The 19,199-nt window shown below is 45.9% G+C and carries 21 protein-coding genes; 15 read left to right on the forward strand and 6 right to left on the reverse strand.

Annotated features, from left to right (window positions below; translation table 11 throughout):
* Positions 1–10 precede the first annotated feature (10 nt).
* Complete coding sequence (locus Q1X33_RS10175) at positions 11–352, reverse strand: MazG nucleotide pyrophosphohydrolase domain-containing protein (protein WP_005230638.1); 342 nt, start codon at positions 350–352, stop codon at positions 11–13.
* 86 nt (positions 353–438) lie between these two features.
* Between Q1X33_RS10175 and Q1X33_RS10180 the strand changes: the two genes are divergently transcribed.
* The 7 genes from Q1X33_RS10180 to Q1X33_RS10210 all read left to right on the forward strand — a co-directional run bounded on the left by Q1X33_RS10180 (position 439) and on the right by Q1X33_RS10210 (position 8,347).
* Positions 439–999 carry a TIGR00730 family Rossman fold protein gene (locus Q1X33_RS10180; protein WP_005230646.1) on the forward strand — a complete coding sequence of 187 codons (561 nt, stop codon included), beginning with the start codon at positions 439–441 and terminating at the stop codon, positions 997–999.
* Positions 1,000–1,145: 146 nt separating this feature from the next.
* On the forward strand, positions 1,146–2,132 hold the full coding sequence (locus tag Q1X33_RS10185; protein WP_005230648.1) for a tRNA-dihydrouridine synthase: 987 nt from the start codon (positions 1,146–1,148) through the stop codon (positions 2,130–2,132).
* Between the two features lie 150 nt (positions 2,133–2,282).
* Positions 2,283–2,723 carry a MarR family winged helix-turn-helix transcriptional regulator gene (locus Q1X33_RS10190; RefSeq protein ID WP_005230651.1) on the forward strand — a complete coding sequence of 147 codons (441 nt, stop codon included), beginning with the start codon at positions 2,283–2,285 and terminating at the stop codon, positions 2,721–2,723.
* The gene (locus Q1X33_RS10195) at positions 2,720–4,156 is read left to right on the forward strand and encodes an MDR family MFS transporter (RefSeq protein WP_034869469.1); all 1,437 of its coding nucleotides are present in this window, start codon (positions 2,720–2,722) and stop codon (positions 4,154–4,156) included. The genes Q1X33_RS10190 and Q1X33_RS10195 overlap by 4 nt, the downstream gene beginning before the upstream one ends.
* Before the next feature lie 155 nt (positions 4,157–4,311).
* Positions 4,312–5,217 carry an EamA family transporter RarD gene (gene rarD, locus Q1X33_RS10200; RefSeq protein WP_005230654.1) on the forward strand — a complete coding sequence of 302 codons (906 nt, stop codon included), beginning with the start codon at positions 4,312–4,314 and terminating at the stop codon, positions 5,215–5,217.
* Positions 5,218–5,495: 278 nt separating this feature from the next.
* A complete protein-coding gene (gene licT, locus Q1X33_RS10205) occupies positions 5,496–6,338 on the forward strand; it encodes a BglG family transcription antiterminator LicT (protein WP_005230655.1) in 843 nt (280 codons plus the stop codon).
* Between the two features lie 137 nt (positions 6,339–6,475).
* The gene (locus Q1X33_RS10210; RefSeq protein ID WP_005230656.1) at positions 6,476–8,347 is read left to right on the forward strand and encodes a beta-glucoside-specific PTS transporter subunit IIABC; all 1,872 of its coding nucleotides are present in this window, start codon (positions 6,476–6,478) and stop codon (positions 8,345–8,347) included.
* 187 nt (positions 8,348–8,534) lie between these two features.
* Here Q1X33_RS10210 and Q1X33_RS10215 read toward each other — a convergent pair whose 3' ends face one another.
* A complete protein-coding gene (locus Q1X33_RS10215; RefSeq protein WP_005230657.1) occupies positions 8,535–9,206 on the reverse strand; it encodes a cyclic nucleotide-binding domain-containing protein in 672 nt (223 codons plus the stop codon).
* A gap of 196 nt (positions 9,207–9,402) precedes the next feature.
* Here Q1X33_RS10215 and Q1X33_RS10220 point away from each other — a divergent pair, with 196 nt between their 5' ends.
* The 5 genes from Q1X33_RS10220 to Q1X33_RS10240 all read left to right on the forward strand — a co-directional run bounded on the left by Q1X33_RS10220 (position 9,403) and on the right by Q1X33_RS10240 (position 13,634).
* Positions 9,403–10,335 (forward strand): phosphate/phosphite/phosphonate ABC transporter substrate-binding protein, encoded by a 933-nt coding sequence (locus Q1X33_RS10220; RefSeq protein WP_005230658.1) that lies wholly within the window; start codon positions 9,403–9,405, stop codon positions 10,333–10,335.
* A gap of 160 nt (positions 10,336–10,495) precedes the next feature.
* Positions 10,496–11,287, forward strand: coding sequence for a phosphonate ABC transporter ATP-binding protein (phnC, locus tag Q1X33_RS10225; protein WP_005230661.1), 792 nt, complete (start codon positions 10,496–10,498; stop codon positions 11,285–11,287).
* The gene (gene phnE, locus Q1X33_RS10230; RefSeq protein WP_010748971.1) at positions 11,259–12,038 is read left to right on the forward strand and encodes a phosphonate ABC transporter, permease protein PhnE; all 780 of its coding nucleotides are present in this window, start codon (positions 11,259–11,261) and stop codon (positions 12,036–12,038) included. The genes phnC and phnE (Q1X33_RS10230) overlap by 29 nt, the downstream gene beginning before the upstream one ends.
* A complete protein-coding gene (gene phnE, locus Q1X33_RS10235) occupies positions 12,035–12,817 on the forward strand; it encodes a phosphonate ABC transporter, permease protein PhnE (RefSeq protein ID WP_005230666.1) in 783 nt (260 codons plus the stop codon). Before phnE (Q1X33_RS10230) ends, phnE (Q1X33_RS10235) begins: the two co-directional genes overlap by 4 nt.
* A 4-nt stretch (positions 12,818–12,821) precedes the next feature.
* Positions 12,822–13,634 carry a metallophosphoesterase gene (locus Q1X33_RS10240; protein WP_005230667.1) on the forward strand — a complete coding sequence of 271 codons (813 nt, stop codon included), beginning with the start codon at positions 12,822–12,824 and terminating at the stop codon, positions 13,632–13,634.
* 69 nt (positions 13,635–13,703) lie between these two features.
* Here Q1X33_RS10240 and Q1X33_RS10245 read toward each other — a convergent pair whose 3' ends face one another.
* Both Q1X33_RS10245 and Q1X33_RS10250 read right to left on the reverse strand, forming a co-directional pair.
* Positions 13,704–14,180, reverse strand: coding sequence for an ImmA/IrrE family metallo-endopeptidase (locus tag Q1X33_RS10245; protein ID WP_005230668.1), 477 nt, complete (start codon positions 14,178–14,180; stop codon positions 13,704–13,706).
* A gap of 5 nt (positions 14,181–14,185) precedes the next feature.
* Positions 14,186–14,518 (reverse strand): helix-turn-helix domain-containing protein, encoded by a 333-nt coding sequence (locus tag Q1X33_RS10250; RefSeq protein ID WP_005230670.1) that lies wholly within the window; start codon positions 14,516–14,518, stop codon positions 14,186–14,188.
* A 163-nt stretch (positions 14,519–14,681) separates the two neighbouring features.
* On the opposite strand from Q1X33_RS10250, the gene Q1X33_RS10255 reads away from it, so the two are divergent.
* Positions 14,682–15,047 (forward strand): hypothetical protein, encoded by a 366-nt coding sequence (locus Q1X33_RS10255; RefSeq protein ID WP_005231942.1) that lies wholly within the window; start codon positions 14,682–14,684, stop codon positions 15,045–15,047.
* 41 nt (positions 15,048–15,088) lie between these two features.
* On the opposite strand, the gene Q1X33_RS10260 is transcribed toward Q1X33_RS10255, so the two are convergent.
* Together Q1X33_RS10260 and Q1X33_RS10265 are read right to left on the reverse strand one after the other, a co-directional pair.
* A complete protein-coding gene (locus Q1X33_RS10260; RefSeq protein ID WP_034869465.1) occupies positions 15,089–16,840 on the reverse strand; it encodes an ABC transporter ATP-binding protein in 1,752 nt (583 codons plus the stop codon).
* 59 nt (positions 16,841–16,899) lie between these two features.
* Positions 16,900–17,745, reverse strand: coding sequence for a MarR family winged helix-turn-helix transcriptional regulator (locus Q1X33_RS10265; RefSeq protein ID WP_034869462.1), 846 nt, complete (start codon positions 17,743–17,745; stop codon positions 16,900–16,902).
* A 201-nt stretch (positions 17,746–17,946) separates the two neighbouring features.
* Here Q1X33_RS10265 and Q1X33_RS10270 point away from each other — a divergent pair, with 201 nt between their 5' ends.
* Both Q1X33_RS10270 and Q1X33_RS10275 read left to right on the forward strand, forming a co-directional pair.
* On the forward strand, positions 17,947–18,552 hold the full coding sequence (locus Q1X33_RS10270; protein WP_005230680.1) for an NADPH-dependent FMN reductase: 606 nt from the start codon (positions 17,947–17,949) through the stop codon (positions 18,550–18,552).
* A 36-nt stretch (positions 18,553–18,588) separates the two neighbouring features.
* The gene (locus tag Q1X33_RS10275; RefSeq protein ID WP_005230681.1) at positions 18,589–19,110 is read left to right on the forward strand and encodes an NADPH-dependent FMN reductase; all 522 of its coding nucleotides are present in this window, start codon (positions 18,589–18,591) and stop codon (positions 19,108–19,110) included.
* Positions 19,111–19,199 lie beyond the last annotated feature (89 nt).

Genomic DNA, 19,199 nt, shown 5'->3' on the forward strand with positions numbered 1-19,199 from the left:
AAGTATCCCGTTAGCTATTTTTTTCTGTCATATGGTTCATTTGATAGCGAGACAATAGCTTCTCTTTGTGTTTTTGCATGATCGTTTCTAGAGAAATATCGTATTTATCGGCGAGAATAAATAAGTTATCCAGTACATCGCCCAATTCTTCCGTCAGATTTGCCAGTTTTTCTTCCGGCAAGCCTTCTTGTTCATCGGGACGGTCACGGCCAATCTCCAATGTCCGAATGGCACGGCTCACTTCCCCGACTTCTTCTGCTAAAAAATTCGCCCGAATAAACGGATCATATTGATACCAGTTGCGGGCTTTGTAGAAGTCACTGATAAATCGTTGATATTCCTCAATGTTCATAATTTTTTTTCCATCCTTTCCCAGAACCTTTATCAGAATCATGATATACTATTTCAAAATGATTGAGAAGGATGATGGAGAGTTTTATGAAAATTGCAGTCTATTGTGGTGCCAGTGTCGGTAATGAACCTAGTTTTGCAACAGCCGCCCAAGAATTGGGGCAGTGGATCGCTTCACGGCAAAATACGCTGGTCTATGGCGGCGGAAAAGCGGGCTTGATGGGCGTGCTGGCAGATGCTGTCTTAGAAAATGGCGGTCAGGTGATCGGGGTGATCCCAACCTTTTTGAAAGATCGGGAACTAGCACATCCTGGATTGACCGAACTCCATGTCGTCGAGACGATGTCAGAAAGAAAACGAAAAATGTTCGAATTGTCGCAGGCCTTTGTCGCACTGCCAGGCGGTCCTGGTACGCTGGAAGAAATCACGGAGATGATCTCATGGTCAAGAATCGGTCAAAACCCGAATCCGTGTGCTTTTTATGATGTGAACAATTTTTACCGCGCAACGAGAGCCTTGTATGACAATATGGTGGAAAATGAGTTCTTGACGCAGGCCGATCGCGAAAAAATCGGTTTTGCGCAAACAACCCAGGAGCTTGAAGCTTTTATTCAAGCCTACGAACCGCCAGTTATTCGGCAGTATTAAGTATCTGTTGTAAAAGAGCAAGGCGAAGCACCGGCGGGTGTCGTCTTGCTCTTTTGCTTCTTTGACGCATTCTTAGTATAATGGGGTTTGTTTTGCAAGTGGGGTCATAAAATAAGATCCTTGGACAAAGAAATGGAGCGTAAATCATGACAACAAATTTTTGGGCTGAATTGCCGAAGCCTTTTTTTATCCTAGCACCAATGGAAGATGTCACCGATGTCGTTTTTCGACATGTCGTTCAAGCTGCCGGCGCACCAGATGTTTTCTTTACGGAATTTACCAACTCCGATAGTTACTGCCATCCAGAAGGACGCGACAGTGTGCGGGGACGTTTAGTCTTCACCGAAGATGAGCAACCGATGGTAGCCCACATTTGGGGCGACAAGCCAGAGTATTTCCGTGAGATGAGTATCGGCTTAGCGGAGATGGGCTTTAAAGGGATCGACTTAAATATGGGCTGCCCAGTGCCAAACGTTGCTGGACGAGGCAAAGGCAGCGGCTTGATCTTGCGACCAGAAGTTGCTGCAGAGCTGATCCAAGCAGCCAAAGCTGGCGGTCTGCCGGTCAGTGTCAAGACGCGTTTGGGCTATACCGAACTAGGAGAAATGGAAGCTTGGTTGACCCATGTCCTGCAACAGGATATCGCCAACCTTTCGATCCATTTGCGAACCCGCAAAGAAATGAGCAAGGTCGATGCCCATTGGGAATTGATTCCTGAAGTGGTTGCCTTGCGGGATAGAATCGCCCCACAAACGAAGCTGACGATCAACGGCGATATCCCTGATCGTACCAAAGGTTTGGAGCTAGCAGAAAAATATGGCGTAGACGGAATCATGATCGGCCGGGGTATTTTCAAGAATCCCTATGCCTTTGAAAAAGAACCGAAAGAGCATACCTCAGAAGAGCTATTAGGCTTGTTGCAGCTGCAATTAGATCTGCAGGACCATTACGCCAAAATGGTGCCACGCTCGATCGCAGGATTGCATCGTTTCTTTAAAATCTATGTCAAAGGCTTCCCTGGAGCCAGTGATTTGCGGGCAAAATTGATGAATACCAAATCAACGGATGAAGTCCGGCAACTGCTGGCAGAGTTTGCGGAGAAAAAGAACCACGAGGAAAGTATTGAAGCGTAAGTTTCAATGCTTTTTTCGTTTTTGGTTGCTGTACCCGCTCTCATTGTCAATCCTTCCTTGACAATAGGTAGGTACCTATGTAAAATGGAGAACAGACTTTTAATTAGGTACCTATCTAAATAGTGAAGAGGCGAAAGGAGCTGAAGGTCGATGGTTTCCGAACAAGAAATCGTGGAACGATTGTTTGAAGTGTATAAATTAAATCGGCGGTATGCGGAACAAAAATATGGGCGTTTTATGCCAGGTCGGGGACAGTTCAATTGCCTACTGGTATTGGACGAAAAAGGGACGTTGACCCAAAAAGATCTCGCCGCGTATTTAGCGATTCGCTCGACATCCACTGGCGAACTACTAAAAAAACTGGCTGAAAAAGGGCTGATCCAAAAAGAAGTCGATCCGAAAGATAAACGCAGCCATCTGATTTCGCTGACGGAAGCAGGCAAGGAAGAGGCACAGCGAATGAAAGAAAAACGCAGCAAGGCGCACCAAGAAATGCTGACCTATTTGACGGCAGAAGAAAAACAAGCCTTTGGTCAAGCCTTAGCAAAAATCGAACAGTTTTATCTTGAGAAGGAGGCGGACGTTGATTGAGTGAAACAGTCCAACGAACGGAACGTCAGCGGACGCTGATTTTTATTAATTTAATGATTACATGTATTGCCGTATCCATGTTGGCGACCGCCTTGACGACGGCTTTACCCGCCATTGTCACTGACCTGCAGATTTCCGTCACTACGGGCCAATGGCTGACTAGCGGTTATTCCTTGGCGATGGCGATCGTTATGCCCTTGACGGCATATCTTATGAATCGTGTGCCAACCAAAAAGCTGTATCTCGCTGCCTTAGGAATTGCGTTGGTGGGCTTGCTGCTTTGTGCTGCAGCGCCCAATTTTCTAGTCATGATGCTTGCTCGTATTTTGCAGGCCGTAGGCAATGGAATCTTGACCGCGATGGCGCAAGTGATCCTCTTATCGATCTATCCGATCAATCGTATCGGTGTGGTGATGGGCTGGTATGGATTATCGATCACCGCGGCACCCGTGATCGCACCGACTCTTGCTGGGGTGATCGTGGACCGCTTGAACTGGCATGCGATTTTTTATATCGTTGCCGTGATCGTTTTGATTTCACTGATTTGGGCCATAAAGGTTTTTGATGATGTGTTGCCAGTAAGCAACAGTAAATTTGATCAGACCTCTTTTGTTTTGAGTGCCTTCGCCTTTGGTGGGATCACTTTAGGCTTTGGCAATATCGGCAGCTATGGCTTTTTCAGCTTGCCGGTTTTAGGAACCTTAGGGATCGGTTTGGTAGCAGGGGTCTTCTTTGTCTTCCGTCAGTTAAGAGCGAAAACCCCATTTTTGGATCTGCGGGTCTTAAAAACAAAAGAGTATGCCATCAGTGTCTTTGGCAGTATCATGCTTTACTTGGTCTTGATGGGTTCGGCGATGCTGATGCCGCTTTACGTGCAGTCGATTTTAGGCAAATCAGCGACGATCTCGGGATTAGTCGTTTTGCCAGGCTCACTGGTCTCGGCTTTCTTAAGTCCCGTGGCTGGGCGAATCTATGACAAAGTCGGCATCCGTCTGTTGACACTTTTTGGCGGCGGCTCACTGGTCTTGAGCAACATCGGTATGTATTTCATCCATATGCACACGGGTATTTGGGTAGCAGTGGTTTTGAACATGCTGCGCTGTGCCGCCACAGGCTGTTTGTTGATGCCCTTCGTGACGTGGGGAAATAAAAATATTCCGCCGCAGCTGACGGCGCATGGAACAGCGTTATTGACTTCTTTGCGAACGGTGGCAGGCGCCATCGGGACAGCATTATTTGTCGGGATCATGAATAGTGTGGCGCAAAAAAGCACGACCTTAACAGGAACAAGTGCACTGCTTCATGGGATGAATGTTTCTTTCTTATTGATGACGATCGCTTCGGGAATGTTGTTTGCAACGGGGGTATTCTTGATTCGTGATCAGAAGCCAGAAGCCGTGTGGCTGGAAGGTGCAGAAGAACCACTGGAATAAAGAGGGCACCTTTCTTTGAAGGGTGCTTTTCTTGATTTATTTCATGAAACTCTATGAAAAACCAAAAAATTCGATATAATAAGATAACTTATGGTTTAGGAGGAGTATTTTTTTTCAGGAAAGACTTGTTTTAATGGAAAAAAATCAGGGAGAAAATGAAGAATAAAGGCGTTTATTTTGGGTTGTCTGCCTATGTATTATGGGGCTTGGTCACACTATATTGGAAAATAATCGTTGGGGTTTCGCCATTAGCAACGATGTGCTACCGAATCGTGTGGTCCTTTGTTTTTATGGTGTTGTTTATCGTGCTTTCTGGGAAGAAAACGCAATTTTTACAAGAAGCGCGTCTGCTGTGGAAGAACAAAGCATTTGCTGGACTGATCGTTTTAGCTTCTGTGCTGATCTCCATCAACTGGTTCACCTTTATCTTCGCGGTGAGTGCGGGCCACGTGATGCAAGCCAGCTTAGGCTATTATATCAATCCGCTTGTCAATGTCTTGTTAGCGACCGTTTTTTTGAAGGAACGTCTTAGTCGTACTGGCATGCTGGCGTGTCTGCTGGCAAGTATCGGGGTGATCTTATTATCGATCCAAACAGGAACGATTCCTTATGCCTCACTGATCATGGCCTTTTCCTTTAGTACGTATGGCTTGATCAAAAAAAGGATCCCCATTAGTTCGGTTACTGGGTTAACGATCGAAACGATGGTGATTTTCCCCTTTGCCCTCGTGTATATTTTAGGATTTTCAACCGTCGGCTTTATGAATTATCCCTTGCAAACCAATCTCTTATTGATGGGTGCTGGGATCGTGACGGCTATTCCGCTATTGCTGTTTGCGGAAGCCGCGAAAAATGTTTCTTACATTACGCTTGGGTTTATTCAATACGTCAACCCGACAATCATGCTTTTGTTAGCCATCTTTTTGTTTCACGAAACCTATTCACTGGCCCAATTTTCCGCCTTTGCGTTTATTTGGCTGGGGATCGCTGTCTTCACCTATGGTACGTTAGGAACGGCGATGAAAGAACGGCGCATGGGACAGCAAAGAAAGCAACTTTGATACATTAGGAATGGCTGCAGCTGAGCCATTCCTTTTTTTATTAAAAAACAACTCAATTTAGATAGTGAAGGAAGTTGCAAGGAGAATTGTTCAATGGTATAACAAAGGAAAAGCACGTTGCAGAAATTCTGATTGAAAAGGGTTGCATCTGCCACAGGGGTGTGTTATTATTCTTTCAGTTACAAGGATTGTTACTGTTCGGCAGGCAAAACCAGAATTGACCGTAGCGCGCTAATGGGGAGATTCTAGGTTTTTTTATTTTGGAGTGAGGGAAAGCGATGATTATTGGAAAAATTTTAAATAATAATGTCGTCATCTCGACCAATGATGCCGGTCAGGAAGTGATCTATATGGGTCGCGGCATTGCGTTTAAGAAAAAAGTCGGCGATCCAGTGGATGAAGCCTTTGTCGAAAAAGAATTTGTGTTAAAGGATACCTTTACCGCAAATCAGTTTCAGCAATTGTTTTCAGACATTCCTGTGGAAGAAGTCGAAGCCGTCAAGCAAGTGGTGGATGATGCAGAAGCGTCCTTGGGGATCGAGCTGTCGCCAAATATTTATTTGACACTGACCGACCATATCCATTATGCGCTGGTTCGGGCACGTGAAGGCATTGAGCTGCCGAATCCATTGTTGTTTGAGACCCGCAAATTTTATCCGAAAGAGTATGCGGTTGCAGCAGATGCCGTTGCTTATTTTGAAAAAGTCTTCGGGATTTCATTGCCGGAATCGGAAATTGGCTTTATCGCCTTTCATATCGTCAATAGCGAACAAGCCAATGGTACGATGGAAACCACGATGCAAGCGGTAGAGATCGTTCGTGACGTACTGGCGATCATCAGTCGTTTTTATGGACGAGTCTTTAACCTAGATTCCTTGAACTATCAACGGATCACCACGCATTTACAGTATTTTGCGCAGCGCTATTTAAGCGATGAACTTTCGGGGGAAAAAGATGAATTTTTATTTGCCCTTGTGCAATCGAAGTACCCTAAAGCGTTTCAAACGGTCCAACGGATCAACGAGTACTTGATCAAAACCTACGACAAATCGATCGGTGAATCAGAAATGATCTACTTAACGATCCACATCGAACGTGTCGTCAATGATCAAACCAATTAACATTCAATCATTAACGGATTGTTACTGTCAGGCAGGCAATACCCAGATTGAAAAGACAACAGTCAGCGAGGAAAAGACTCGTTGGACGGTCGTTTTTTCAATCTGGGTTTTTTTATTAAAAAAGGAGTGTTGAAAAAATGAGTTCAAATAAAGAAATTGCAGTTCGCGTCCTCGATGCGGTGGGCGGCAAAGAAAATGTCAACAGCGTGGTGCATTGTGCGACCCGCTTGCGTTTCAAATTAAAAGATGAGAACAAAGCGGATACGGCACGCTTGAATCAAGACGACGACGTGATCCAAGTCGTTCAAAGCGGCGGACAATACCAAGTGGTGATCGGCAGTCATGTCAGCGACGTTTACCGTGAATTGAATGGAGTAGCGAACTTCGATGGCGAAGCAGACAGCAAAGGCGACAAAGGCAACCTCTTGAATCAACTGGTGGATATTATTTCGTCGATTTTTACGCCATTTTTAGGCGCAATGGCAGGTGCCGGGGTCTTAAAAGGATTCTTGACGCTGGCAGTCACCTTGAATTGGCTGGCAGCTGATTCTGGGGTCTACACCGTATTGTATGCGATTGCTGATGGGTTATTTACCTATTTACCAGTGATGTTGGCTTTTACTGCAGCGAAGAAGTTTCGTACCAATGAATTTCTAGCGGTTTCCTTAGCGATGGCATTGGTTCATCCAAATATTACCGCTTTGGCTGGACAAACCTTGAGTTTCTTAGGCCTCCCTGTCATTATTGGTGCGAGTGCTTATACGTCTTCCGTCATTCCGATTATTTTAGCGGTCTTTTTACAAAGTTATGTGGAGCGTTTCTTTAAAAAAGTCATTCCTAGCTTCTTACAGATCATCTGCGTGCCTTTAGCGGTCTTCTTGATCATGGCGCCGTTGACCTTTATTGTCGTCGGTCCACTAGGAACGATTTTAGGAAACTTGTTAGGTAGTGCTTACGACAGCATTTACCACTTCAGCCCACTGATCGCTGGCGCTGTCATGGGTGGTTTATGGCAAGTCTTTGTGATGTTTGGCATGCACTGGGGCTTTGTACCGATCATGATGTTGAATCTCAGTCAAACCGGTGTCGATACCATGGTGCCGATGCTGTTGCCAGCTGTCCTTTCTCAAGGGGGTGCAGCGCTAGCAGTGTTCTTTATGACAAAAAATGTGAAATTGAAAGGGTTGGCCCTTTCTTCAACGATCACCTCAATTTTTGGGATCACAGAACCGACGGTGTATGGGGTAACCTTGCCATTGAAAAAACCATTTATCGCCGCGTGTATCAGTGGTGCCATCGGGGGAGCCTTCATCGGCTTCAGCCAAGTCGAAAACTATACCTTTGGGTTAGTCAGCTTACTAAGTCTGCCTTCCTTTATCCCACAAGATACGAAAGATCTAAGTGGTCTGATCGCCGCTTCGATCGGAACGGCTATCGCTTTTGGCGCCGCGTTTGTCTTGACCTTCTTCTTACGTTTTGAAGATCAGCCAGCAACCGATGCCAGTGCAGCACCAGCAAAAGAGCCAGTTACACCCACCGATAGTTCGTCTAAAGAACGTGTGATCCTCAGCAGTCCGTTAGAAGGCAAAGTGGTTCCCTTAGCAGAAGTCAAAGACCAAGTCTTTTCTTCTGGTGCATTAGGAAAAGGTATCGCTATCGAACCAACTGTCGGGGCTTTATATGCGCCAGCAGATGGCACCATCACGACGCTCTTTCCTACCGGCCATGCCGTTGGTTTGACCACCACGGATGGAGCCGAAGTTCTGATGCATATTGGTATGGATACTGTGGAACTAGACGGCAAAGGCTTTGAGGTCTTTGTTAAACAAGACGATCAAGTCAAACGCGGCGATTTGTTAGTGAAGTTTGATCTAGATACGATCAAAGCAGCTGGCTTATCCACGATCACACCGATCGTTGTGACGAACACCCCGCAATATTTAGATGTGATGGATATGAACCAAACCGATGTCTTGCAAGGAGAAGACTTCTTAGCCATCGTGAAATAAGCAAAAAAAACCCGATCCTCGACTGAATATCAGCAAGGATCGGGTTTTTTGTAAGAAAATAAGGCGCAGTTGCCCTTCTCGCTTGCCTGACACGGTAGCAAACGCTTGTCACAGCGCGAGTTAAGGGCAAGACCAACATCAGGAACGCCTGCTCAGGGAAAACCCGAACATTCTTGGGGACTGCTCCTTACACATGGCTTAAATTTTCGGCAAGCGACTCTAAAGCGGGGAAATCGAGAATCGCATAGCCCTGTTTTTGTTTTTCGATCAGCTTGTCTTCCCGAAAGCTGGTAAAGGTTCGCAGCAGGTGGCGATAGCTGACATTCAAGATCGCGGCACAGGTGGTCAACTGAAAGGAAAAGTGTTGATTTTCTTGATGCGCAAGAATAAATTTGGCCAACCGTGTCTCTACAGGTTCCGTCAATGAATTCGCTAAGTTGATCCCCGAATTCAAGCGGGAACTTAGCAACTGACAGATGGTTTGCAAAAAGCGGACGTCTTGTTGCAAGGTGTTGCGGTAGCGATTCAAAGGGATGCAGACGCAGACGCAAGCAGAAGCGGCTTTGACACTGCTTTTCGGCAAGAGTTCCCACAAAGAGGAAGCTTCCCCTAAAGGTGCAGCCGGCTTAGCGTAATCAATACAAATCGTTTGGGTATCCGAAGAGAAGGAGTAGACCATCACGGTTCCTTCTACGAGAAAATACAAGTATTCAGAAGGCGTGCCCGTTCGAATCAGGTGCTCTTCTTTTTCAAAGGAATGCAAAGTGGCCATCGCTAACAAATCATTGTCCATATAAGATTGCAGATCGTATGTGTCAATGTAATTACTGAGGCGTGCGGTATCATCGATTTTTTTCATGGGAATCAGCCACTCCTGAATGGTTTTCTTTAAGTATAGCTTAGTTCCCCTTTTGACTCAACACGAACGATAAATAAAAACTAATGTAAATTGTATGTAAAAATAAGGTAAAATAGGACATGTGTCACTTCATTTTGACGGGATACTTGGTATGATTTGAATGTAAGAATGCTTCAAACCATTAGGAGGAGAAAAAATGCCATTGAAACGAATTGTTAAAGGAATGTTAGGAATTGCGTTAGTTGCCGCATTGACCGGCTGTGGGAATGGGAGCAGCAGCAGCGACAGCAGTGCCGCAGCCGAAAAAGAAAAGCTGGTGGTACAATTCGTACCGACCAATAATGACGGCTCGATGCAAGCCAAAGCAAAACCGTTTGCTGAGTATTTATCAAAAAAATTAGACCGTGAAGTAGAAGTAACGTTAGCAACGGATTATTCGACGATCGTAGAAGCTATGGCTTCTGGACAAGTTGATTTAGGGATCATGCCGCCAGCCGCTTATGTTCAAGCCAAAGACATGGATGCAGCTGAAGCGATTTTGACTTCTCAATTAGGTGCTTATGATCCAGAGACGGGCTTGCCATTAGAAGGGGAAAAAACCAATACCTTCAAAGGGGAGATCTTGGTCCGTGCGGATAGCGACATGACAGAATTGACGGACTTAAAAGGGAAAAAAATCGCTACATTGAGTCCAAACTCTGCTAGCGGCTATATTTACCCAGTTGCCGAGTTGAAAGATGCAGGAGTTGATCCAACGACGGATGCTACATTAACGACCGTGAATGATATTCCAAGTGAGATCACTGCAGTCTTGAATGGTCAGATGGACGCCGCCTTTGTGTTCCAAGGGGCACGAAATGTCTTTGCGTCAAGCTTCCCAGACAACGACTTATTCAAAGACCTAAAAGTCCTTTACTTGACCGAAGGGGATATTCCAAATGACGCCATTGCCGTCCAACCATCAATGGATGCTGAACTAAAAGAGCAGATCAAAGAAGTGTTCTTGAACATGGCAGATGATGAAGAGGGTGCCGAAGCAATGAGCTTGTGGGGACACCAAGGGTATGAAGAAGCAGCAGATTCTGCTTACGATACCATTCGCGATTATACACAACGAGCAGCAGAGTAAAAAATCAGGGATTGCGGTAGAAGGATAACGGGACACGGAGATGTGCAGCGATTTACTAGGGGAATAGGTGGAATACGCAGTACCAGTGCATTTTTTAGTGAGATAGACCGTGACCGATTGGGGAAACTTTGCCGCGGTCCCTACATAATGGAGAAAACAGATGATAACTTTTGAGAATGTATCCAAAGTCTACCCAAATGGGGTCAAAGGATTACAGAACATAGATGTAACGATTGAGCAAGGTGAATTTGTGGCCATCATTGGCTTGAGCGGTGCTGGTAAGAGTACCTTTTTGCGCTCGATCAATCGCTTAGTGCCAATCACTGAAGGAGATATCCGAGTAGACGGCAAATCAGTCACGAAAGCCAATAAAAAAGAATTGCGCTTGATTCGTCGACAAATCGGATTGATCTCGCAAAGCTTCAATTTGGTCAAACGCAGTACCGTTCAAAAAAATGTTTTGTCTGGGCGTTTGGGGTATTACGGGACCTGGAAAAGTATTTTAGGGTTGTTTACGAAAGAAGACTACGAAAGAACGAAAGAAGCGCTAGCGACTGTCGGCTTGTCAGACAAACTGCAAACGAGAAGTGACCAGTTGAGTGGTGGGCAACAGCAGCGGGTATCCATCGCCCGTGCCTTGGTCCAACAAGCGCCGGTGATTTTAGCAGATGAACCCGTGGCATCACTAGATCCCATCACGACAGAGAAAGTGATGGAGGATCTGAAGAAGATCAATCAAGAAATGGGCAAAACGATTGTCATCAATCTGCATTCGATTCCCTTGGCTCGTCAGTATGCGACAAGGATCATTGCCTTAAAAGCAGGTGCGATCGTTTTTGACGGCAACGCAGCCGCTTTGACAGATCAGCGTTTAGAACAAATCTATGGCAAAGCAATTTTTGAAGAAAAGGCAGGAGAAATCGATGAAACTGAAAGAAACAGTTCATTTTAATTGGTACAAACACCTGCTGCTGGTTCTTTTATTGCTGCTCTTTTTTCAAAGCAGTGCCTGGATCACAGGGGCTGATTTTGCCCAAGTGTGGTCGAATCGCAGCCAGATGACGGCTTTCATGGCTCGCTTTTTGCACCCAGACTTTAGTTATCTACCGCAACTGATGATGCCCTTGATCAAGACATTGCAGATGTCCTTTTTAGGCACCGTTTTAGGAGTAGTCGCAGCGATACCGGTGAGTCTGTTGGCGACAACAGTCGTGACAGAAAGCCGTTGGGTCTCGGTGCCGATGCGTTTTCTCTTAGGGCTGGTGCGGACGATCCCCAATCTATTGTTGGCGGCATTGTTCGTAGCGATTTTTGGGATCGGTGAAGCCACTGGTGTTTTGACCATCGCGGTCTTTACCTTTGGTATGGTTTCACAGCTGATGTTCCAAGCGATCGAAACCATTGATTTTGCGCCGATCGAAGCAGCAGCAGCGGTAGGAGCGAATAAATTTCAAGTGACCGTTTGGGCGATCATTCCCCAAGTCATCAGCCAGTTTGCCAGCTATACTTTTTATGCCTTTGAAGTCAATGTTCGAGCTTCGACGGTGTTAGGGTATGTTGGTGCCGGCGGGATCGGGGTCATCTTGAACGCCTCATTGGCATTGTTGAATTATGAGCGGGTCTCGATCATTATCTTGACGATTTTGCTGACGGTAGCGATCGTTGATTTTCTCAGTGAGCGGGTAAGGAGGTCTTTCCTATGATGATCAGAGAAGTGAAGAAAACGACTTGGCTGTTATGGGGACTCTTTGCTATCTTACTGGCATTATCTGCAGCGACGCTGGATTATTCCGGATTGAGTACTTTTTCCTTAGCGATGGGAAGAGATGTCCTGCAAGGGTTGAGTCAGCCAGACTGGTCTTTCTTTTACGACGGTAGCGGGGAGGATCTGTGGAGCTTATTGTTACTGACGATCGGGATCGCTTGTCTAGGAACGATGATCGCAACAGTCTGCGCGATACCGGTGACCTTGCTGAGTGCCGCCAACCTATGGTCTTCTGCACCGTGGGTCGCAAAAATCGGCAAAATGATCTGCAATATCTTGCGGGCATTTCCCGAGCTGGTTTATGCGATTATTTTTGTCCGTGTGGTAGGTCCAGGACCTTTTGCTGGAGTTATGGCGATCGGTGTCCACCAGATCGGTATGCTGGGCAAGTTGTTTACCGAAGAAATGGAAGCCATGGATGAGCGCTTGACGGAAGAGATGCAAGCCGTCGGTGCCAACTTTTGGCAGACGATGTTTTTCGTGCGGGTCCCTTACTTAGCGCCTATCTATAGTTCCTTTGCACTGAATCATTTTGAAATTGCGGTCCGCAGTGCGGCAACGTTAGGGTTAGTCGGTGCTGGCGGGATCGGTGCACCATTGATTTTTGCTATTCAAACCAGAACCTGGAGCAAGGTAAGTATTATTTTGTTGGGCGTCGTTGTGACCGTCTTCTTATTAGACCAGTTGACTGGAATCATCAGAAAGAAATTGAGATAAACCTATGAATGTATTGCATATATCAGATATCCATTTTCGAGAAAGTTACCTGCCTTGTGAAGAAGGGTATCAAGGAATGCTGGCAGCTATGCAAAATCCCTTGATTCCTCTTGAAGAGTGTATCCAAGATGCCAAGGCGCGAGTAGCGATCGATTTGGTGGTGATCAGTGGCGATTTGACCGAAGATGGCGCGCCTGCCGATTATGCCTCTTTGAAGCGATATTTAGAAAAAGCCTTTGGCTCAGTGCCCATCGTAGTAACGCTAGGTAATCATGATATCAAACGGCATTTTCGCCAAGGCTGGCAAGGCAAGTCAGTAGAAACCGCCAGTGATACACCTTTTAATCAAGTCTATGAAACGGAGACATTGGCGATCGTGACTTTCGATAATTCCTGCTATGGCTATGCCAACGGTATCGTGGATGAGCGACAGTTTGAATGGCTGCAAGCCACGCTGGCGCAGCTCAAAGAGAAAAAGATCGTTTTTGTGACGCACCATCATTTGTTGCCCGACCAAGCAAGCACGCCGGCATGGGCCGGTGCCAATCGTTTGGTGGCATTATTGCAGCAGTATCAAATCTCTTGTATTCTCAGTGGACATACCCATCATGCGTTTACGGGAACGATCGCAGGGATTCCTTACTATACTGTGGCAAGTATGTCGTTTGTCGGGGAAGATGAAGGCGATGGGATGGTCCGTTTTGAAGAACGCTATGGATACAATTTGTATCGTTTTGAGGAAGGTGCATTGGTTCATCAATCCTCAGAAAACTATCGACCAAACCGTGTATTGATGCGGGTCAACATGCAAGGATAAAAAATAGACGTTCCGTCAACGCTGCACTTAGCAGCAGAAAAGGAACGTCTGTTTTTGTGTGAAAAAGGCTTAGCCTTGATTGCCAAAGGTTTTGATAACTTCAATCGTGCCGTCGATATGGAAAAACAAGGTATAGTTCTCTTCGGTTTTGATACCGTCAAAGCGGCGAGCATAATACGTGACCGCGTCTTTGAAGGTTTGTGGGGGAACCCCTAAATAATCAGCGCATGCCGCCAATGTTTTGCAGCCTTCTTCAAAACAAGCGATGATATCATAGGGCGTGACCACGATCGCAGAACCAATGTCGCGGGCTTTGCGTTCTTGTTTGCGTTTTTCGTTGGTGTCTTGGGCGGTAATGTCGCCAGCACTGGTCAGATAATGACCGATTTCTTCACCGATGGTGCTCAAGAGGTCTTCTTGTGATTGGTCAGGGTTCAAGTAAATATGGTGATCGATGTACAATCCTTGCTGACCATCAGGCATATTTTTATCGAAAATAAAGTGCAAGTCTGGGTAGGCGGCCATCAGTTCTTCTACTTTATCCATTTCCATCATTCCTTTTGGGCGTGCCGCTGTTTTATAAATTCAATATAGCTGAGGATGTCTTCCATCTGCTCATCGGTGACGTCATCATCAATATGGGCCGCAACGGTTTGAACTTTTGCAGAGGGTGGCGTGAAGCCTGCCGGGACTTGTCTGCCTAATAAAAAATCGGTGGATACTTGAAAAATCTCCGCGAGTTTGACGATGGTCTCGCCATCGGGTTCGTTACGATCATTTTCGAAATGCGAATACGCTGCGCGGGTGATCCCTAGCTGATCTGCGATCTGCTGTTGTGTTTGGTTGGTTCGTAGTCTGAGTGTTCTTAGCCGTTCGCCAAGCATGAGTGATCGCCTCCTTTTTTGTAGTATAGCACGTTAGATATAATTTGTATCTATTTTTGTATTATTTGATATAAAAAATATCACATCAGTTGACGATACGAATCGTATCTTTTATACTGGAAACAGATGATATGAATTGTATCAAAAAGAATGGGGGAGGATCATGGATACATCGATCGTAACAGTTGTCTTGCCGTCACTCATTACTGGTGTACTTACTTATTTGGCTACCCGAGTATCCAGCAAAGCGAATTTGGAACAAACGAATATCGAAAATGCCCAAAAGCTTTACCTAAAATATGAACAGATCAATCAAGAATTGACCCATAAAATCGATCAGTTAGAAGAAGAAGTCCAAAAGACCGCCAAAACCTACCAAGAAGAAGTCTTGGTCTATCAAGGAAAGCTTGCTACTGCCCAAAGCGAACGGGATTTTTTGCGGGCAGAAAATCAGGTGCTGAAAGAATTGCAGCGAGTGAATCAAGTGCCTGGGACGCGTGAAGGGAAGCAACATTCAGCCGTTGGCTAATAGAAAAAAACTGCTTATCCGTCAATAAGCAGTTTTTTCGATTAGTTGATCATTTGTTCATTGACATAGGCAGCATAAAGCGGGTGGTTGTTGATCAATTGTGCATGGGTACCTTGACCGGTAATGGTGCCTTTTTCTATAAAGTAGATTTGGTCGGCATCCACGATGGTCGATAAGCGATGAGCGATCACTAATGTCGTGCGCCCTTCCATCAGATGATCCAACGCCCGCTGGACTTTTTCTTCTGACTGAGAATCTAGGCTGGCAGTCGCTTCATCCAGCATCAGCAGCTTGGGATCCCGCAAGAATGCTCGAGCGATGGCGATCCGTTGTTTTTGACCACCAGATAGTTTGACGCCGCGTTCACCGATTTGTGTTTCTAGTTTTTCGGGGAACTCTTGGACGAACTGATCGGCATAAGCCAATGCCAGTCCTTGCCACAATTCCTCCTCTGACAGTGTTCGGCCCAATCCGTATTGCAAGTTTTCCCGAATCGTACCAGCAAAGACCGCACTGTCTTGGGAAACATAGCCGATCTGTGCCCGCCAGTCCTGTAGATCAATGTCAGCTATCGGCTGATCTCCAATCAGCAAGCGCCCGCTGGTGGGTTCATAAAAGCGTTCTAGTAAAGCGAAGATCGTGGATTTTCCGCCGCCGCTTGGTCCTGCAAAAGCAATCACGGTGTTGGGTTTGGCTTCAAAAGAAATGTTTTGCAAAATCGGCCGTTTGGGATCGTAACTGAAATCGATTTGTTCTGCTCGTAAGACTGCGCCATCGATGGCGGCTTTGGGTGCTGCCTGGATCGGCTCCAGCGGCGTATCCAAAATTTCTTGGATCCGTTCCGTAGCACCCATCGCTTTTTGGACTTGTGAAAAGAACATCGCAAACGTCGTCACAGGCGCAATAATATTAAAGAGATACAGTAGAAAAGCGATCAATGCGCCGCTCGTCAAGGTGCCGGCTTGCACACGGATCGCGCCATAACCGAGGATTCCTACGAGTAAGCCCAGCATGGCCGTCGTCATGATTGGCTGCAAAATCGCACTGACTTTCGCATCCTTGACCCCGAGGGTAAAAATTGCCCCAATGTTGCGCCGACCGTTTTCTTGTTCACTGGCTTCTCCGTTGCTGGCTTTGATCAAACGGATCTCTGAGAGCTTTTCGCTGGCATCCGCATTGAAATCGGCGGTCGCTGCTTGCAACTGGCGTCCTAGTTTTGACATGATCTTGCCGATTGGCCACATGATCAAGGTGATCAAAGGCACCGCACTGAACATGATCGCAGCCATCTTCCAATCCATCAAAAACAAGATGATCATCGAACCGACCAATTGGATCAAGCCAGTGACAAAGCTGGGAAATTGCGAGGTGACTAGTTCTTTGATCACGGAAGTATCATTGACGAGTCGCGAACTGCTTTCCCCCGACTTGTGGTCATCAAAATAGCTGACTGGCAAATGCAGCAGATGTTTCCAAAGACGTTCCCGCAACGTTTTCACAGCACTTTCTCCCACATAGCGCAAGAGAAAACCGCCTAAAGTCCCTACGCCTAATTGCAGCACAAAGGCTAGGATCAAAACGACCAGCATGGAGGTGCTAAACGTGGGGGTGCCGCTGGCATCGACCAGTGTTTTCGTCAGCTGCGGCACGACCAAACTGGCGGCACTTGTGATCAGGCTAAAGAGCATCCCTAAAAGAAACAAGCCTTTTTTAGGATTGACACTGACGATCAGGTGGATAAAGTCTTTCATTTTAAATTTGTTTTTGTTCACTGTTGGTGTCGTTGTTTCCATTCGTTTTCCTCCGCAGCAAGCAAGATGGCTCACCGCTTTTTCTTTTTAATTAGGTGTTATTAGAAATCCTGCCAATCCTCCTCGGCTGCTTCGTCTTTAGAAGCGGAAGTCGGTCTTGCTTTGCGGTCTTGTCCAAACCCATAGGCATCAAAAAAGTTGCCTTTTACCCATGTGTACCGTGGATCATTCGCCTCGCTATTATCAAACGGCCCAAACGGCCCAAATGGCCGATTGCCAAACATGCCGCGATGTCCAGGAAACGGCATTTGCCGCATGGCTTCCTTGATCTGTTTTTTCGTTTGGCGTCGCTCATCAACGCCCATTTCTTGCCAAGTATCTTTCATTTGTTGCCTCATTTTTCGGCGCTCGTCATTCGACATTTCCTGCCAATTTCCGCCCCATTGCTTCATCATTTCTTCCCGAATCTCTTGCATGGCTTGCAAACGATCCATTGGGTCAATAAAGCGTTGTGCCTGCTGTTGGAAGTCCGTCTCCCATCCAGCAGCAATGTTTTCAAGAAGACGAGCAAATTCGGTTTGTTCCTCCTCTGAGAGCCCTGCAAAAAACGACTGACTGCTGGCTGCTTCTTTTTGTGCCAGTAATTTTTCTGCTTTTTTTCGGCCAGTTTCTGTCAGATAGATTCGTTTGATCCGTTTGTCAGCAGCATCTTCTTTGCGCTGAATATCGCCACTATTTTCCATTTTCTTCAATAGTTCCGCTAGAGAGCTTGGCCGTAGGTCTAAGACTTCTGCAAGATAACTTTGCACCAAGCCGTCTTCTAAATTTAAAACGGCCAGGACACGTTGCTGTCCCGAAAGGCGCTGGTTGTTTTGACTCATAAAGGCATTGCTGGCTTCGCTGATAAAACGAAGCTGTTTCATTAAGTGGTCGGTCATTGTACTCATGGTGTACACTCCTTTTGGTTTATCGTTCGGTACCTAACGATATCGATGAGTTGATTATAGTTCGGTACCGAATGAATGTCAATAAGAAGCAGCTGAGATTTTTTTCTAACAAAAAGTAAGCAGAATGATTGACTTACTAAAAGTAAGTTTGGTATGCTGAGTCCATCGTTAAAGAAACCACAACAAAAGGAGTACAAAAGAATGGTCTTTGGATTTGGGAAAAAAGAACAAATAATTGAAAAAGAAGTAATTAAAGAGGTGTATCGCACCCCTGAAAAGAAAAAAGCGCAAAAAATCGGGATCATCGTTGGCAGTACGAGAGAAGGCCGCGTGAGTCCGCAAGTAGCCGATTATGTTTTACAAACAGCACGCGCGCATAGCGACCGCTCGTTTGAAATCATTGATATCAAAGACTATGACTTGCCCTTTATGGGTACAGGTGAAGTGAACCAAGCGTGGAACGAAAAAATCGCTGAGTTAGACGGCTACATCTTCATCGTACAAGAATACAATCATGGCATATCAGCTTCCTTGAAAAATGCGTTGGACAGCGCTCGAGAGGAATGGTTCAACAAAGCAGCAGCGATCGTCAGCTATGGTTCGGCAGGAGGGATTCGTGCCGCTGAGCAAGTTCGCTTGATTTTGGCGGAACAAAAAGTAGCCACGGTGCGCACCAATCCTGCCTTCAACTTATTTACTGATTTTGAAAACTTTGCCACCTTTACCCCTGGCGAGCATATGACTGTAGGAATGAACGACATGTTGACGGAATTATTGGACTGGGCAGACACATTTGCCAATCGTTAAGAAAACAAAATAAGACAACCTTAGGAGGAACCTATCATGAAATTTGGTATTATTTTAGGCAGTACAAGAGAAGGACGCGTAAGTCCGCAAGTCGGAGCATATATTCAAGAAATTGCTAATCAACGGTCAGAGCATCAGTTTGAGATCGTTGATGTAAAGGCATTTGATTTACCGTTTATGGGAACGGCTGAGCCAAACTTGGCATGGAACAAAAAAATTTCTGAATTAGATGGCTATATCTTCATCGTGCAAGAATACAACCACGGTTTTGCAGCTTCCTTGAAAAATGCCGTAGATTCTGCTCGGGAAGAATGGTTTGATAAAGCTGCTGGGATTGTCAGCTACGGTTCTGGCGGTGGGATTCGGGCCGCTGAACAATTGCGCAACGTATTAGCTGAACAAAAAGTTGCCACCGTGCGGACCAACCCAGCCTTCAACTTATTTACTGATTTTGAAAGTTTCAGTACCTTCAAACCCGGTGAGCACATGGCTGCGGGTGTCAATGATATGCTAGATGAATTGTTGTTGTGGTCAACGGCTTTTGCCACGATTCGCTGATCTGTTTTTAAGACGCAATCATTTATAAGCGATCCTTTGCTGTTTCATCCCATGGATGGAACAGCTTTTTTGGCGTCTGCCAATCAAGG

The organism is Enterococcus sp. B2E4, assembly GCF_030499455.1.
Lineage (GTDB): Bacteria > Bacillota > Bacilli > Lactobacillales > Enterococcaceae > Enterococcus_D > Enterococcus_D casseliflavus.

What these genes read in the sequence shown, in the direction of transcription:
- Q1X33_RS10220 (WP_005230658.1), top strand. Translation starts at nt 9,403, where the DNA reads ATGCCATTGAAACGAATTGTTAAAGGAATGTTAGGAATTGCGTTAGTT.
- Q1X33_RS10265 (WP_034869462.1), bottom strand. Translation starts at nt 17,745, where the DNA reads ATGAGTACAATGACCGACCACTTAATGAAACAGCTTCGTTTTATCAGC.
- Q1X33_RS10270 (WP_005230680.1), top strand. Translation starts at nt 17,947, where the DNA reads ATGGTCTTTGGATTTGGGAAAAAAGAACAAATAATTGAAAAAGAAGTA.
- Q1X33_RS10240 (WP_005230667.1), top strand. Translation starts at nt 12,822, where the DNA reads ATGAATGTATTGCATATATCAGATATCCATTTTCGAGAAAGTTACCTG.
- Q1X33_RS10245 (WP_005230668.1), bottom strand. Translation starts at nt 14,180, where the DNA reads ATGGATAAAGTAGAAGAACTGATGGCCGCCTACCCAGACTTGCACTTT.
- rarD (WP_005230654.1), top strand. Translation starts at nt 4,312, where the DNA reads ATGAAGAATAAAGGCGTTTATTTTGGGTTGTCTGCCTATGTATTATGG.
- Q1X33_RS10175 (WP_005230638.1), bottom strand. Translation starts at nt 352, where the DNA reads ATGAACATTGAGGAATATCAACGATTTATCAGTGACTTCTACAAAGCC.
- Q1X33_RS10210 (WP_005230656.1), top strand. Translation starts at nt 6,476, where the DNA reads ATGAGTTCAAATAAAGAAATTGCAGTTCGCGTCCTCGATGCGGTGGGC.
- Q1X33_RS10275 (WP_005230681.1), top strand. Translation starts at nt 18,589, where the DNA reads ATGAAATTTGGTATTATTTTAGGCAGTACAAGAGAAGGACGCGTAAGT.
- Q1X33_RS10190 (WP_005230651.1), top strand. Translation starts at nt 2,283, where the DNA reads ATGGTTTCCGAACAAGAAATCGTGGAACGATTGTTTGAAGTGTATAAA.
- phnE (WP_010748971.1), top strand. Translation starts at nt 11,259, where the DNA reads ATGAAACTGAAAGAAACAGTTCATTTTAATTGGTACAAACACCTGCTG.
- phnE (WP_005230666.1), top strand. Translation starts at nt 12,035, where the DNA reads ATGATGATCAGAGAAGTGAAGAAAACGACTTGGCTGTTATGGGGACTC.
- phnC (WP_005230661.1), top strand. Translation starts at nt 10,496, where the DNA reads ATGATAACTTTTGAGAATGTATCCAAAGTCTACCCAAATGGGGTCAAA.
- Q1X33_RS10255 (WP_005231942.1), top strand. Translation starts at nt 14,682, where the DNA reads ATGGATACATCGATCGTAACAGTTGTCTTGCCGTCACTCATTACTGGT.
- Q1X33_RS10250 (WP_005230670.1), bottom strand. Translation starts at nt 14,518, where the DNA reads ATGCTTGGCGAACGGCTAAGAACACTCAGACTACGAACCAACCAAACA.
- Q1X33_RS10260 (WP_034869465.1), bottom strand. Translation starts at nt 16,840, where the DNA reads ATGGAAACAACGACACCAACAGTGAACAAAAACAAATTTAAAATGAAA.
- Q1X33_RS10180 (WP_005230646.1), top strand. Translation starts at nt 439, where the DNA reads ATGAAAATTGCAGTCTATTGTGGTGCCAGTGTCGGTAATGAACCTAGT.
- Q1X33_RS10185 (WP_005230648.1), top strand. Translation starts at nt 1,146, where the DNA reads ATGACAACAAATTTTTGGGCTGAATTGCCGAAGCCTTTTTTTATCCTA.
- licT (WP_005230655.1), top strand. Translation starts at nt 5,496, where the DNA reads ATGATTATTGGAAAAATTTTAAATAATAATGTCGTCATCTCGACCAAT.
- Q1X33_RS10215 (WP_005230657.1), bottom strand. Translation starts at nt 9,206, where the DNA reads ATGAAAAAAATCGATGATACCGCACGCCTCAGTAATTACATTGACACA.